Below are 15124 nucleotides of genomic sequence, written 5' to 3'. Positions count from 1 at the left end.
TTCTCTATGAAAGCCCGTGCAACACACGGGCTAAATGGGCTCCCATTAAGACTTTTTAAATCGAAAAATAATCTTGCCACTAAGCACAATAAAGCGTAAGATTCCATACGCGACATACAAACTCATAAATGCGCATAACGACTCCGCTGGGTAGGCAAATACAACGCCAAACAAAATGAGAAGCACGATAAAACTACGCAGATTCCATTGCATACTTTTAAAACTAGGGTAACGCAGGTTGCTTACCATTAGCACGCTTACCACAAATGCACCAATAAGCAGTGGAAATTTAGAATCTAAAAATACTTTATATTCTAAATCCACGAGCACCCAAAGCACCACAAACACTGCTGCGCTAGGGATTGGCAAGCCGATAAAATAATTTGGCTCATTGGAACTTGTAATATTAAAGCGCGCAAGTCTAATCGCTCCAAACACAACAAAAATCGCACTCACCACCTGTCCTAATCGCCCAAAATCACTCCCTGCATACATATACAGCAACATCGCAGGCGCGACACCAAAAGCCACCACATCAGCCAAAGAATCAAACTCCACGCCAAACTTGCTCGCCGTCTTGGTAAGCCTCGCTACGCGTCCATCAAGCCCATCAAAGACCATAGAAAACAAAATAAGCCAACACGCAAACTCAAAATGCGCGTTTATCGCAGCAATCATACTAAGCACGCCTAAAAAAATGCTTCCTGCGGTAAAAAGATTAGGCAGGATAAAAAGTGGATTTATTTTCATCACTTCACTCCTAAGACACTCTCAAATGCCGTGATTGTATCGCTTATGCCAACTTTGAGTTCATATTTTTTAGGTAGATAGATTTTAACTACGCCCATTTTCATAAAGCCACATCTATCGCCCACGCTTAAATTTGAATGCGCAAAAATCCCACAATCACTGAATAGCTCGGGGAAAAACTCCATTTTGTATTCTTCGCTCTTTGTGCCAAAACTTAAGGCAAAATATTTGTTTAAAAGAGATTTTTTTGCTTTGGCGTTTAAAAAAAGCGTAAGTCCATTTTTTGTGCTTATTTTACCATTTGTGATGTCTAGCGGAGCACGGATTGCCCCCACATCAAAAAATCGCACTTGAATAGTAAGGCAAGTGGCATTATCTTGCACTTCAACATCTCTGACAATCCCATCTATGGGTGCGACAAACTGCCCCTCATCAAATCTCCCTATACGCTCTGGATTCCTAAAAATAAAAAGCCACACCACAAGTGCGACAAACAATACAAAACTCCCAATCTCACAACCAACATACACGCCTAATAAAAACAAAACACCCAAGACAACTGCGCCTATCCAACCCTGCCTAGCAATAATGTGAATATTTGTATTCATAACCAACTCCTTACAATGCGTAACGCCAGATTCTCTAAATCTATTTTGCACTCTCCTCATCTTCGCTTTCTATTGCTACTAAGCGTGATGGCATATTGTTTTGTTTTTCATAATCTTGGATAATCTCTCGCACTTTTAGTCCATCAATGACCTCTTTTTCTAAAAGCTCTTTTACCACAGATTCGATAGCTTGTGCGTAATCTTGTAAAGTCTTTTTCACAAAGGCAAATCGCTCATCAAGGACTGCTTTGATATAGTTATCCATTTTTTGTGCCATTTCCTCGCTGTAATCGCCACCACTCATTCCACCACCCAAAAAGCTTGAGCGGCGAGTAAAATCATCAAGCACCATAAGTCCGCTTACATCTGTCATTCCATAATACACAATCATATTTTTCAAAATCCCTGTCGCACGGCGCAAATCATCACTCGCACCATTAGAAATTTCTTTTAAAAACACTTCTTCAGCAGCCCTGCCACCGAGCAAGACATCAATTTGCGCCATCATTTCGTGTCGTTGCTCTAAGTTGCGATTTTCCTCTGGTGTGTGGAGTGTATAGCCTAATGCACCCATTCCACGCGGGATAATAGAGACTTTATTTACGCGGTGTGCGCCCTTTGTAACCTCACCCATTAGCGCGTGTCCGCTCTCGTGGTAGGCGACAATTTTCTTTTCCTTAGGTGAGATTCTGCGTGATTTTTTCTCCAAGCCTATCATTGTGCGCTCCATTGCTTCTTTGAAGTGCTTTTGGGAAACTTCTTTTTTGTTTTCTCTCCCAGCAAGCAATGCAGCCTCATTAACGATATTTGCCAAATCCGCACCCGCAAGCCCAGCGGTAAATTTAGCAATCTCTTGCAAATCTACATCTCGCGCTAACTTCACGCTTTTGATATGCACTTTGAGAATCTCCACGCGTCCATCAAAATCAGGCGCATCAACAAGCACTTGTCTATCAAATCTGCCCGGACGAAGCAACGCAGGGTCAAGCACTTCTGGGCGGTTTGTCGCGGCGAGCACGATGACAGGGGCATTTTCGCTACCAAATCCGTCCATTTCTGCAAGAAGCTGGTTGAGTGTTTGCTCTCTCTCATCATTGCCACCTACCATACTGCCTGCGGCGCGGGATTTACCAATCGCATCAATCTCATCGATAAAAATAATGCTGGGGGCTTCCTTTTTCGCCATATCAAACAAATCCCTCACACGACTCGCGCCAAGCCCCACAAACATTTCAATGAAACTGCTTCCGCCCATTGAAAAAAACGGCACATTTGCCTCGCCTGCCACAGCTTTAGCGAGCAAGGTTTTCCCCGTGCCCGGAGGTCCTACTAAAAGCACTCCTTTGGGAATCTTCGCGCCCACAGCCGCATATCGCTCTGGATACTTCAAAAAATCTACAATTTCTACGACTTCTTCTTTTGCCTCTTCATTGCCTGCCATATCATCAAAGGTAACCTTTGGTTTTTCAGCATTTACGAGCTTTTTAGAACTCCCAATGCCAAACATTCCTCCGCCCATTGATTTTTGCATTCTACTAGCGATAAAAAGCCAAATGGCAATGATGATAAAAATAGGCAAAAGCATATTGACTATCTCAGAGAGGAAAGTAGATTCCCTTAATCCGCTATACTCTATTTGCTTCTCATCAAGCAGGGTTGTGAGATTTGGGTCAAGCACGCGGTTTGCGGTGTATGCAATCTTTGGCACACTTTGCGAAGATATTGCACGAATCACACTCGGACCAATGCTTACAGAATCTACTTGTTTGTTTGTTATGAGTTGCTTTAACTCATAATAACTCACTTCCTTATTTATCACACTTCCACTTAATCGTTCGCCCAGCATATCTGAAGAAGGAGAAAAAAACTTAAATAAAAGCATAAGTCCAATAATAAACAAAGCAAAGGTAAGAAACGGGTTTTGCTTGTAGGGTTTTTTGTTATTTGGTTGATTATCCATTGTAATAAAACTCCTTTAATTGTTGTTTTTTATCATTTTTAATGCCACCCATTCATCACGCTTATGAGATTCCATAAGGCTAAACTTGGGAGCAAATTTTTCTAACACTTCGTTTTGATAAATATCCAAAATTCCTGATAAAATCACTATGCCCCCGCACTCTAAGGCGTGAAAAAAATCATCACAAAGCGTTATTAGAGTATGGGCTAGGATATTTGCAACTATAACATTAAAAGTTAAATTATCACCCTTAAACGCACAAATACCGCCGTGTAAAAGTTCGCAAATACGCATATTATTGATAATAAGGTTTTTGTTTGTCTGCTCTATGCTCTGCTTATCCACATCGCAAGCATACACCATTGCGCCCATTTTAGCACTTGCAATGCTTAAGATTCCGCTTCCACAGCCCACATCAAGCACTTTTGTGTTTTGGAGTTGCATTTGGCTAAGCAACTCTAAACACATCGCTGTGGTCGCGTGATGCCCAGAACCAAAGGCAAGAGCTGGGTCAATGATAATTGGAACGCGCTCTTTAAATGTGAGATTCTCTATATCTTTAGCTTGTGCCCAACTTGGTGCTATAAAAAACCGCCCACACAAAACGGGCTTAATAGAATCTTTGTAAGTCTGCACCCAATCTTTATTTTGCTTTTTGCTTATGCTATACACACAACCAATAGGGTGTTTAACCCGCTCGCTCAAAATCTCGCAAAAGGATTGGAGCTCGTCAAAAAGATTAGGTGAATGTGTGCATTGACGCAAAATGAGCTTGATGCTGTTATATTGAGAGATTTGTGCTATGTTAAAGCCATTGATAGAGTGCCACTCCAAATCATCGGTGCTATTATCATCAAAAATGCTACCAGATTCTATAAACTCAACGCTATTTGACACAAAATCTTTAGAATCTATAGCGTGTGGCTCATCGGAAGCACAATGGTTAAAGTCAAAATGGCTAAGAAAATCTGCAAAAAGCTCTACTTGCGCGTTAGGATAAACCACATATTCATAATAATGTTGATTTGTCATTTGGTAGTATTTGCTTTAAGTGGGCAAAAGCCACGAGATTGGGACTTGACAAAATAGATTTGAATGCTATAACGAAAGAATCTAGCCCTCATTCACGCCTAGCACGACTTCTAATTTCTCCTTTAACACCTGTGGAGTAAATGGCTTAACAATGTAATTATTCACTCCCGCCTTAAGTGCGGTAATCACCTCTGCTTTGCCACCCTCAGTGGTTACCATAATAATTGGAATATCCTTATATCTCGCATCAGCACGCGTTTTTTTCACCAAGTCCAAACCATTCATCTCGGGCATATTCCAATCGGTAATCAACACATTGATTCCCTCAACTTTATCAAGCTGCTCCCACGCTTCCACGCCGTGCTCAGCTTCCAAAATGTCTTCATAACCAAGTCGCTGTAAAGTGTTTTTTATAATTCTACGCATTGTCGAGCTATCATCAACTACAAGCAGTTTCAATGTTCTCTCCTTATAGGGTGTTATTTTTCGTTATTTTAGCACTTATTGCCTAATTTGTTTCATATCAACGCGCATTTTTGCAAAATTTTTGCTAAATTTATTTTGCCCTCATAGAACGCCTTGCCAATAATCAACCCAGCAATATGTGGATTCTCACTAAGATTTTCAATCTCCTCATCACTCGCAAATCCACCACTTGCAATAGTGTATATTCCGCTACTTTGAGCGATTTGCTGGGTGTAAGAAACATTTATTCCACTTAGTGCTCCATCACGCTCAATATCCGTAGAAATAATCGCCTCAATCTTACTTTCTTTAAATTTTTTTGCAAATTCACTCGCACTTAATGCTCCTTCTTTCGCCCAGCCCTCAACCGCAACTCTCCCACCCTTAGAATCAATCCCAATGGCAATGGGATATTTTTGTGCCATTTCAAGCGCAAAATCTGGGTTTGCAAGTGCCACAGAGCCCAAAATCACGCGCGAGATTCCCAAATCTCTGTATTGTTTAATGGTTTCTTCATTGCGAATGCCTCCACCTAATTGAATCTTTAGTTTCGTTTTGGAGAGGATATTTTTGATAGATTGTGTATTTTGCGGTGTGCCTTTAAATGCGCCATTTAAATCTACGATATGTAACCACTTTGCACCCATTTGTTCAAATCTTTGCGCAAATACCAACGGCTCGCCATATATCGTAGCACTTGCCATTTCACCTTTAAAAAGCCTCACAGCCTGCCCATCTTTTAAATCAATAGCTGGATAAATATCAAGCATTGCTTGTCCTCACTTTTTTATAAACCCTACGCTTTTGTTGCCATCGAAATTTGTATCAATTTCTTTAGTGATTTCCTCGCTAAAATCATTGAGGGCAAAGATAGCATCATCGCGCACAGCGACCTTATACGCAGTATTTTTAATCACTAATTTAATTTGCGCTCCGCTTAAATCATAACGAGAAAGTTCCTTAATTAGCGTATCTTTTGGACACTCAAGTGTGATATTTTTGGGTAAAAACTTTTTCCATAGCTCTATCCTTTGTGCCACATTTGGACGCTTAAATTCGATTTTATGGTTAAAACGGCGAGAAAACGCACTATCAAGATTCTCTAATAAATTTGTCGTAGCAATCAAAACTCCACTAAATTGCTCGATTTGCTCTAAAAAAATATTTTGCATTTGATTGTAGCTTTTGTCTGCGCTACTTGCCACATTACCCCTTGCAGAAAGGAATTGGTCGGCTTCATCAAGCAATAAAATTGGCTCATTTTTAATTTTTTTGCAAATCTCTTTATAGGTTTCAAAAATTTGACGCACATTTTTCTCACTCTCGCCAATCCACATTGAGAGAATCCTCGAGCAATCAAAACTTATCACTTCTTTTTTGAGGCTTTTTGCCAACGCCATAGCACTCACGGTTTTGCCCGTGCCAGCAGGACCATAAAACAAAATTTTCGCCTGAATGTTTTTGTTGTCCTTAATCCCCCAAAGTTTCAATCTTTGTGCGACTTTGGAATCTACTTGGGCTAAGAGATTGTGTAGTGTTTGTCTTGCGTGAGGGTTTAACACCACATCATCTAAATCCTGCTTTGGCTCTAAGAGCTCAAAAATATCTTGCGTTTTTAGCAATGATTGCAAATTCACTTTTGTAGCTCTACGCGCACTATGTATCTCTGAGAGGTCTTGCAACACTTCAGGTGTGATATAAAACACCTTTTCAAAATTCCCAAATGATGAAAAATACTCACCACAATCCACTAATCCCCTGCTTAGCAGGTTTGAATGCTCGCTCAAAAGCGTAGCATTTTTTATTTTGTCATAGTCATTATTGCTAATAAGCCCAATAAGTGAGTTGGCGTAACGATTTAAATCATTATCTTTAAGAGACCATTCTTCTTTAAGTAGAGCAAGAAATATAGTCTGTTCCTTTTGATTGAGCTTGTTGTCTTTAAAAAATTTTTGAATGGGGATTGTTTTTTTGGTTAATCGCAATCGCGCCTTTATGCGCTCTTCTAAAAGATTTAAATGGGTTTTTAATGCGCTTTGCTCGCGTTTAGAAAATTGCGATTTATAGAGCATATCAATGCGATTAAATTGGTCTTTTAAAAAATCTAAATTGTTGCTATACGCGCTTATCTCTGGTGGATTTTGCTCATTGTTGCCCTCTATAAGGTTAAACAAATTGCTCGAAATACTCACCCTGTCATTATACAGCTCCAATAAAGAAGATTTTTCATTCTCCGTTGGTTCAAAGTCATCTTGCGTAAGCCAACCAAGCTCAACCAAGTTGCGAATATTGCTGAGGAGCGAAAAATTCTTTGTGGGAATCTTGTCAAAATGTTTTTTTAAAAATTCCCCCACTACAAAGCTACTCTCACCATTTAAAAAATTTTTTAGCATAATTTGCAAGATTAGTGCCTCGCTCTCATCGCAACGCAATAACTCAAAAATCTTAGATTCTCTCACATTGCTAACTTGCAAAAAATCGCACAAAAGCGTTAATTCTTGTGGCATATCAACCTCGCTATTTTGAGGTTGCGCTGGTAAGGGTTTAAACATTGATGACTTGCGCGTATCGTGCATTATTTAAATGTCGTCCCACCATCGATTACGATTGTCTGCCCTGTAAGCCACGCACTTTGTGCATTATCACAGAGGAAATACGCCGCCCCTGCCAAATCTTGAGGCGTTCCCATTCGGTTTAGCGGGGATTGCTCCTCCACTTTTGCCCTCACCTCCGCATAGTCTGGGAATGCCCGCAATGCGTCTGTGTCGATAGGACCTCCGCTGACTGCATTTACGCGGATTCCCCATTCGCCTAGCTCTGCTGCGGCGTATTTCACCATTGTTTCTACGGCGTTTTTAGAGTTGCCGTGCCCTGCATAGTTTGGCATATACACGAGATTCCCTGTGGAGCTTAGCGAGACGATAGCCCCGCCACCGACTTCTTTCATTCGCTTTGCCGCTTCTTGCGCACCCACGACAAACGCTAGCACGGTGGCGGTGTAGATATTATTTAGCCCTCGTGGGCGAAGTCTCATAAACGGACCAAATCCCCCAGCCACGCTTTTGCCATAGATAATCGCATTGGAAATGAAGAAATCCACGCGTGCAAAATCTGCATCAATCTTGCTAAAAAGCTCGACATATTGCTCGGGCTCTAGCACATTTAGCGGGTAAAATCGTGCTTTTATGCCGTATTTTGATTCTACATCTTGGGCGATTTTGCTCGCTTCTTCTTCGTTTTTATTGTAAGTGAAAGCCACATTTACGCCATTTTGAGCAAATTTATACAAAATCGCCTTGCCTATGCCTCTTGTCGCTCCGCTTATCACAAGCGTCTTGCCTTTCATATTTGATTGTTCGCTCATATTTTACCTCTCTTTCTTAGAAGTTAAAACCTAGATTCTATCTAAATTTTGTGAATTTTTTATAGAATCTATACACGGCAAAAGTATTTTAGGTATACCTCTAACCCAAAAGCTCATAATGCTCCAAAGTTTCTTGGATTTTTTGGAGGTTTTTTTTGGTCGGGCTTACTAATGGCAGGCGGTATTCAAGCGTTTTTAAAAGCCCGCTTAGATACATTGCTGCTTTGATAGGGATTGGATTGCTTTCACAAAATAAAACTTTATTAAGCAAAAAAAGCTCATCGTTAATCTTACGGCTTTGTTCCATTTTCCCACGCATAGCTAAATGTGTCATTTCAGCGACCTTTTTGGGTGCAAGATTCCCTGTTACAGAGATTACACCAATGCCACCATTTGCCAAAATAGGGAAATTAAGCGCGTCATCTCCGCTAAATACATTGAATTCTGGAGCATTTGCGCTAAACTCAATCACGCGTTCCATAAGCCCACTCGCCTCTTTAATCCCACAAATATTTCTTACATCTCTAAATAGCGCGATTGCCGTGTGTGTATCAATGCTAACGCCCGTGCGCGAAGGGACATTATATAAAATAAGCGGAATATCCACTGATTGTGCTACCGCCTTAAAATGCTGATACAGCCCATCTTGACTTGGTTTGTTGTAGTAAGGCGACACACACAAAATCCCATCTGCCCCGCATTTTTGCGCAAATTGTGCCAACTCGATAGCTTCACTTGTGGCATTGCTCCCAGCACCTGCTAGCACCTTTACCTTAGTGCCCCTACATACGCTCACAGCAAGTTCTATGCACTCTCTATGCTCATTATGACTTAATGTCGCACTTTCTCCTGTCGTCCCCACAGGCACACACGCGTCCATTCCAGATTCAATTTGTCTTTTAATAAGAAACTCATACGCCTCAAAATCAATTTTTTGATTCTTAAATGGCGTGATAAGCGCACTCATTGCCCCTTTTATCATTTTAGCTCCCATTTATTTGCGTAAAATCGCCACGGTGAGAGAATCTTGGTTAAAATACTTTTGTGCTACTTCTGCAAGTTTAGCAACACTCAAGCCATCAATCCCATCTTCATAAGCAAAAAGTGGGCGTAAATCGCCTCGCGCTAAGTAATCACCAAATACGCTAGCACTTGAACTCGCATCTTCAAAGCTGTAAATAAAACTTGCTTTGGCGTTAATTTTAATTTTTTCTAATGTTTCTTGGCTTATCTCGCCTTTTTTAATCAAATCAATTTGGGCTAAAATCTCTTGTTCCACCACCTCAGCCTTGATATTTGGCGCAGCAAGCGCACTTATGAAAAATATTCCATCATCTTGTAAATCCATACTATACGCATATACTTTCGATGCGAGTCGCTTTTTATCTACAATTTCGCGTGCAAAAAAACTTGACTTTCCCTCGCTTAAGACTTTAGCGATTGCATCAATGGCAATTTGGTCTTGGTGTGAAAAATTCGGAATCTTATATCCCATTGCCAAATATTCTACCTCGCTTTCTTTGTTGATAACCACGCGTCTTTGTTCCTTTTGTGGTGGTTCTTTTTGGCTTACTTGTGGAATAGAATCTGTCTTATTTTTGATTGCTCCAAAGTATTTTTGTGCTTCATTAAAGACTTCATTTGGCTCAATATCACCAGCTACGAGGACAATGGCATTTTGTGGCTGATAATAAATGGTATGAAACGCTTTAATATCCTCAATTTTCCAACCCTTAATATCATCTTTAAATCCAATGGGTGTCCAATGATATGAATGCTTTTGAAAGGCGGTGTTAAAAAACTTAAAGTATAAATATCCCATTGGTGAATTATCCGTGCGCCATAGACGCTCTTGGAGCACGACATCGCGTTCAGGCTGGAATTCAGAATCTATAAGGTTTAAATTTTGCATTACCTCCGCAAACAAATCAAAACACTTGCTAAGATTCTTATGAGAAGTTTTGATAAAATACTTGGTATAATCAAAGCTTGTAGAGGCGTTATCCACGCCACCAAACTTTTTAACAATCTCATCAAACTCCCCAGCTTTGAGATTCTTTGTGGATTTAAAGTTCAAATGCTCGAGCATATGGGCAATACCACTTTTTCCTTTCACTTCGTTACGCGAACCAACCTTATAAATCACATCGACTTCTATCACGCTAGAGCCATTTTTAAGCGGGACTACCACCACCTGCAACCCATTATCAAGCACTTTTTCATAATGCTTTGGAATCACGCTTGCTTGCAAATTTATACTCATTAAGCCTCCTAATATTGCGATTTTCACGCTATTTTTTATTGTCTTATTCATTTTCACCACCTTTATGCTTCGTTAGTTGGTTTCAAGTGAGCTGATTTTTTGGCTCGAGGAGCGCGGGGCTTAGGAGCCACTTTGGGCGTGCTTTTTGTCGAAGTTTGAGAATTAGTCGCTGTTCTTTTGCTTGGTGCGCGTCTTGATACCACGCGCTTTGTCGTTGTGTGTGCCGTTGTAGCGAGATTAGAATCTGCTGGCTTTTTCACACTTGGCTTTCTTGCACTTGTCTTTGCTCGTGGCTTGCCAGCATCTACGCCTATAACTTCACTAATGTGCGAGAATCCATCATTTTGCATTAGGGTTAAAATCCCATCATTAAGTTCTTTAGCAAAACTTGGACCTTGATAAATCAATCCTGTATAGACTTGGAGTAAACTTGCGCCCATTCTCAAACGCGCGTATGCTTCATTCGCGTCATAGATTCCACCAGAAGCAATAAGTGTCATCTTGCCAAAAAACTCCCTCGCAATGTCTGCAAACACATCATTACAAAGTCCTGCAATCGCTCTACCACTAATGCCTCCACTCTCCTTTGCGCTTGGCAAAAGAGAATAATCAACACTTGTATTTGTCGCTATCACACCACTTGCGCCACTTTTGCGTGCTGATTCTATGACTTCAAGCATATCATCGCGTGGCATATCTGGAGAAATTTTCACATACAGAGGTTTATTTGTGTAATCACGCGCCATTTTAAAAAGATTAGCGATGAACTCCACATTTTGCAAATCGCGCAAATTTGGCGTATTAGGACTTGAAACATTAAATACAAAATAATCTGCCACTTCTATACACTCTTTAAACGCATTTTCATAATTTTTTACACTATCGCTCTGTGTAATCACTTTGTTTTTTCCTATATTTACTCCAATAGGCAAGACAAAAGGATAGACTTTTTGCAATCGTTTGAGAATCGTTGCAACACCATCATTATTGAATCCCATTGCATTTTGCAAGCTCTCCTCTTGGATAAATCGAAACAATCTTGGCTTAGGATTCCCACTCTGGGCGGTATGTGTAATAGTGCCAACTTCTAAAAACCCAAACCCAAGCGTGCTTAAGCCCTTTATCATATTGGCATTTTTATCAAATCCCGCGCTCAACCCGATTGGATTGCTAAAAGATAGAGAATCTACGCGCTGAGCAAGTCGCTCATCACTTAACACATATTGCGAAGCAAGCAAATCTTGCACTAAAGGCAATGTGGCAATCTGTCGCAAAAAAAACGCACAAAGCGTGTGTGAATTCTCTGGGTCGAGATTAAAGAGCAATGGTCTTATTTTTTCATACATTAACTTTACCTTTTATGAATTAAAGTCTCATTGTATAAAAGTTGTTTAAATAGGACAACTAAAACGCGTGTTTGCTACAATGTGATTGTAAAAATGCCACATCTCCACCAAGCAAAAGCACTCCTAATGCTTGTGCGCAATGGGATAAAAGGGATTGGAGATGGGTTGTTTGGGTTGGGGTAAAAGGACTTAAAACATACGATACAACGCTTTCTTGTTTGCTTTGTGTTTCGCTCGATTCTAGGCTTTGTGCTTGTGGTCTGCCTACGCCCACGCGCATTCTCATATATGCGTTACCAAAATGAGAATCTATGGATTTTAATCCATTGTGCCCGCCACTGCTCCCACCTTGCTTATAGCGCACTGCGCCAAAACCTAAATCAATATCATCGTGGATAACGCACACATTGTTAATTTTATAAAACCTTGTAAATGCCCCCACGCTCTCTCCTGAAGCATTCATAAAGGTTTGTGGTTTGAGCAAAAACACGGACTTTGGCGAGCGCACAAGTGTATCATAAAATTTATCTTGCGCTTGAGATTTTAGACTATGAGAAATGTGTTTCGTAGCTTTAGAATCGAGCTTGCAAATGATGGCGTTGTGTTTTTTATCATCTTGCCACTGCAAGCTGTGGGCTTTGGCAAATTCATCAAGCACCATAAAGCCAATGTTATGGCGCGTGTTTTCATACTTCACGCCCACATTTCCAAGCCCCACGATGAGTAAAGAATCCATACATTGAGAATCTCTAACCTGCTTGTCTTGCGAGGGAGAGCTTTTGAGCTTAGCTTGCAGTTTTTGTAAAAACATTGCTAAGATTTATAGGCTTAGATTCTCTAGCACATACAATTATTTTGCTTTTATCACGCCTACGACCGCTACATCTTGGTTGTCAAGCACTTTGACGCCATCAATAGTCGGTAAATCGCGCACCAATACAGAATCTCCAACATCTAAATCACTTACATCGATTTCATACACATTTGGAAGTGCTTCTGGTGTGCATTTTACGCTTATTCGCTTTGTTGAGACAAGCAACACGCCTTTGTTTTTGAGCCCTTTTGCCGTGCCATTAGGCTTCACAGGGACTTTAAATTTATTAGCAACGCCCTTTTGTGCCACCAACAAATCAATGTGCTTTAAATCATTGGTAACAGGGTCTTTTTGATACTCCTGCACGACAACATCATAACTCTTTGCGCCCACTTTCACGGGGAAAATCAGTGTGCTCTTAGTTTTCATTGTCTTAATGAACTCATTAACCTTAAATGCGCAATGAATGTTGCTAATGCCCTTTGCATAAATATTGGCAATTAGATAACCATCATTCCGCAAAGCCTTTGTGCTGGCTTTAGAAATACTCTCTCTAATGATACCTTCTAGCATTGTCTTCTCCTAAATGTAATTGTAAGGTCGAAATTGTAGCAAAAATTGGGCTAGATTATTTAAAATTACCATTTTTTACTACAAAATTACAAGTTGATTGCTACAATAAGGCTTTTTTTTGCTAAATAAACACGACAAATTACAAATGGAGAAAATGATGAAAAAACTTACAGGCGCGCAAATGCTTATAGAATCTTTGGCACTAGAAAATGTCAAAATCATCTTTGGCTATCCGGGTGGTGCGGTGCTGTATATTTATGATGAGATTTACAAACAACAACACTTCCACCACATATTGGTGCGACACGAACAAGCCGCTATCCACGCCGCCGATGGCTATGCTCGTGCCAGCGGAGAAGTGGGTGTGGCGATTATTACTTCGGGTCCGGGATTTACTAATGCTGTTACAGGAATTGCTACGGCATATATGGATTCTATCCCGCTTGTCATCATTAGCGGACAAGTTCCTGTGAGCCAAATTGGCACAGATGCTTTCCAAGAAATTGACGCAGTGGGAATCTCACGCCCCTGCACCAAGCATAACTACCTAGTCAAAGACATTAAAGACTTCCCTAGAATTTTAAAAGAAGCATTTTATATTGCTAAAAGTGGGCGTCCCGGACCTGTGCTTATCGATGTGCCAAAGGATATCAGCAGGAGTGTTGGGGAATTTATCTACCCAGATTGTATTGATTTGCGCACTTATAAACCTACACTAAAGGGAAATTCACGCCAAATCAAAAAACTCGCCAATGCTATTGCTAATGCCAAAAAACCTCTTTTTTACATCGGTGGTGGAGCGATTTTAGGTGGAGCGAGTCAAAAAGTCCGAGAACTCGTGCAAAAGACACAGATTCCCGCCGTTGAGACACTTATGGCAAGAGGTTGTTTGGAATCTAGTAATCCATTTTTATTAGGAATGGTAGGAATGCACGGCACTTACGCAGCAAATATCGCAATGAGCGAATGCGATTTGCTAATTTGTCTTGGCGCACGCTTTGATGACCGCGTAACAGGCAAACTTAGCACCTTTGCCAAAAATGCCAAAATCGCGCATATTGACATTGACCCAAGCTCCATTGGCAAGATTGTGGGCGTGGATTATCCAATCGTAGGCGATGTGGGAAATGTCGCAGAGGAGCTTTTAGCAGAAATATTTTCTAAAGATTCTACAAATGCAGAATCTACGCGTTATGAGCCAAGCAAAATTGATGCGTGGAATGAAAAACTCCAACTCTGCGGGCAAGAGCATCCACTTGATTATGATGATAGCGATGAAGTGATTAAGCCCCAATGGGTCATTGAAATACTTGGCAAGGAATTTGGGGCAAACGCTCTTATCGCCACTGATGTAGGACAGCATCAAATGTGGGCGGCACAATTTTATCCCTTTAGTTTTCCCCGACAATTTATCACTAGCGGAGGATTAGGGACGATGGGATTTGGCTTGCCAGCGGCTATGGGTGCGTATTGCGCACTCATTAGAGAATGTGTAGATTCAAGTGGTGGCAGAAATGAAATCGCATTCAAAAAAAATCCCACACTACCAAAAGAAGTTATCATCAACATTACAGGCGATGGAAGCATTTTAATGAATATCCAAGAGCTAATGACTTGCGTGCAATCTCAAATCCCTGTGATAAATATCATTTTAAACAACAACTACTTAGGAATGGTGCGCCAATGGCAGAGTTTCTTTCACGATGAGCATTTTTCACATACGGATTTAACTCTACAACCTGATTTTATTAAACTCATAGAATCTTTTGGTGGGTTTGGAGAGCGTGTGAGTGAAAAAGGTGAGTTTTTGCCAGCTTTGCGCCGTTGTGTAGATTCTAAAAAAGTGAGTTTTTTAGAAGTGCTCATCGATAGAAACGAAGATGTTTTACCAATGGTGCCAACGGGTGGTTCGCTTAATGAAATGCTTGTGTTTAAGAAAAAAGGATAGA

At 40.6% G+C, this 15124-nt stretch carries 13 protein-coding genes and 1 pseudogene; 1 reads left to right on the top strand and 13 read right to left on the bottom strand.

The features are described from left to right. Nucleotides 1-45: 45 nt before the first annotated feature. From pssA to ACWIWK_RS02900, 13 genes and pseudogenes are all read right to left on the bottom strand, one after another. Nucleotides 46-750 carry a CDP-diacylglycerol--serine O-phosphatidyltransferase gene (gene pssA / locus ACWIWK_RS02960; RefSeq protein WP_454150688.1) on the bottom strand — a complete coding sequence of 235 codons (705 nt, stop codon included), beginning with the start codon at nucleotides 748-750 and terminating at the stop codon, nucleotides 46-48. Then, complete coding sequence (locus tag ACWIWK_RS02955) at nucleotides 750-1358, bottom strand: phosphatidylserine decarboxylase (protein WP_454150686.1); 609 nt, start codon at nucleotides 1356-1358, stop codon at nucleotides 750-752. Before ACWIWK_RS02955 ends, pssA begins: the two co-directional genes overlap by 1 nt. 40 nt (nucleotides 1359-1398) lie before the next feature. Continuing rightward, the gene (gene ftsH / locus ACWIWK_RS02950; protein WP_454150685.1) at nucleotides 1399-3318 is read right to left on the bottom strand and encodes an ATP-dependent zinc metalloprotease FtsH; all 1920 of its coding nucleotides are present in this window, start codon (nucleotides 3316-3318) and stop codon (nucleotides 1399-1401) included. A 15-nt stretch (nucleotides 3319-3333) separates the two neighbouring features. Further along, nucleotides 3334-4350 (bottom strand): 50S ribosomal protein L11 methyltransferase, encoded by a 1017-nt coding sequence (gene prmA / locus ACWIWK_RS02945; protein ID WP_454150683.1) that lies wholly within the window; start codon nucleotides 4348-4350, stop codon nucleotides 3334-3336. Nucleotides 4351-4431: 81 nt separating this feature from the next. Continuing rightward, complete coding sequence (locus ACWIWK_RS02940; RefSeq protein ID WP_454150681.1) at nucleotides 4432-4809, bottom strand: chemotaxis response regulator CheY; 378 nt, start codon at nucleotides 4807-4809, stop codon at nucleotides 4432-4434. Nucleotides 4810-4868: 59 nt separating this feature from the next. Beyond that, a complete protein-coding gene (hisA, locus tag ACWIWK_RS02935) occupies nucleotides 4869-5585 on the bottom strand; it encodes a 1-(5-phosphoribosyl)-5-[(5-phosphoribosylamino)methylideneamino]imidazole-4-carboxamide isomerase (protein ID WP_454150679.1) in 717 nt (238 codons plus the stop codon). Nucleotides 5586-5594: 9 nt separating this feature from the next. Further along, nucleotides 5595-7391, bottom strand: coding sequence for an ATP-binding protein (locus ACWIWK_RS02930; protein ID WP_454150677.1), 1797 nt, complete (start codon nucleotides 7389-7391; stop codon nucleotides 5595-5597). Then, entirely contained in the window at nucleotides 7391-8179 is a 789-nt protein-coding gene (locus tag ACWIWK_RS02925; RefSeq protein WP_454150675.1) for an enoyl-ACP reductase, read from the bottom strand. The genes ACWIWK_RS02930 and ACWIWK_RS02925 overlap by 1 nt, the downstream gene beginning before the upstream one ends. Before the next feature lie 100 nt (nucleotides 8180-8279). After that, nucleotides 8280-9173, bottom strand: coding sequence for a 4-hydroxy-tetrahydrodipicolinate synthase (dapA, locus tag ACWIWK_RS02920; protein WP_454150673.1), 894 nt, complete (start codon nucleotides 9171-9173; stop codon nucleotides 8280-8282). After that, nucleotides 9174-10493 (bottom strand): M16 family metallopeptidase, encoded by a 1320-nt coding sequence (locus tag ACWIWK_RS02915; protein ID WP_454150671.1) that lies wholly within the window; start codon nucleotides 10491-10493, stop codon nucleotides 9174-9176. 251 nt (nucleotides 10494-10744) lie between these two features. Further along, nucleotides 10745-11788 (bottom strand): annotated as a pseudogene (gene pyrD, locus ACWIWK_RS02910) (dihydroorotate dehydrogenase (quinone)); the annotation flags it as partial. 58 nt (nucleotides 11789-11846) lie between these two features. Then, the gene (gene pth, locus ACWIWK_RS02905; RefSeq protein WP_454150669.1) at nucleotides 11847-12599 is read right to left on the bottom strand and encodes an aminoacyl-tRNA hydrolase; all 753 of its coding nucleotides are present in this window, start codon (nucleotides 12597-12599) and stop codon (nucleotides 11847-11849) included. 39 nt (nucleotides 12600-12638) lie between these two features. Continuing rightward, the gene (locus ACWIWK_RS02900; RefSeq protein ID WP_454150667.1) at nucleotides 12639-13175 is read right to left on the bottom strand and encodes a 50S ribosomal protein L25/general stress protein Ctc; all 537 of its coding nucleotides are present in this window, start codon (nucleotides 13173-13175) and stop codon (nucleotides 12639-12641) included. Between the two features lie 157 nt (nucleotides 13176-13332). Here ACWIWK_RS02900 and ACWIWK_RS02895 point away from each other — a divergent pair, with 157 nt between their 5' ends. Next, nucleotides 13333-15123 carry an acetolactate synthase large subunit gene (locus ACWIWK_RS02895; protein ID WP_454150665.1) on the top strand — a complete coding sequence of 597 codons (1791 nt, stop codon included), beginning with the start codon at nucleotides 13333-13335 and terminating at the stop codon, nucleotides 15121-15123. Nucleotide 15124: the final 1 nt, after the last annotated feature.

Source organism: Helicobacter sp. 23-1048, assembly GCF_053654545.1.
This window is presented reverse-complemented; position numbering and strand designations above follow the sequence as displayed.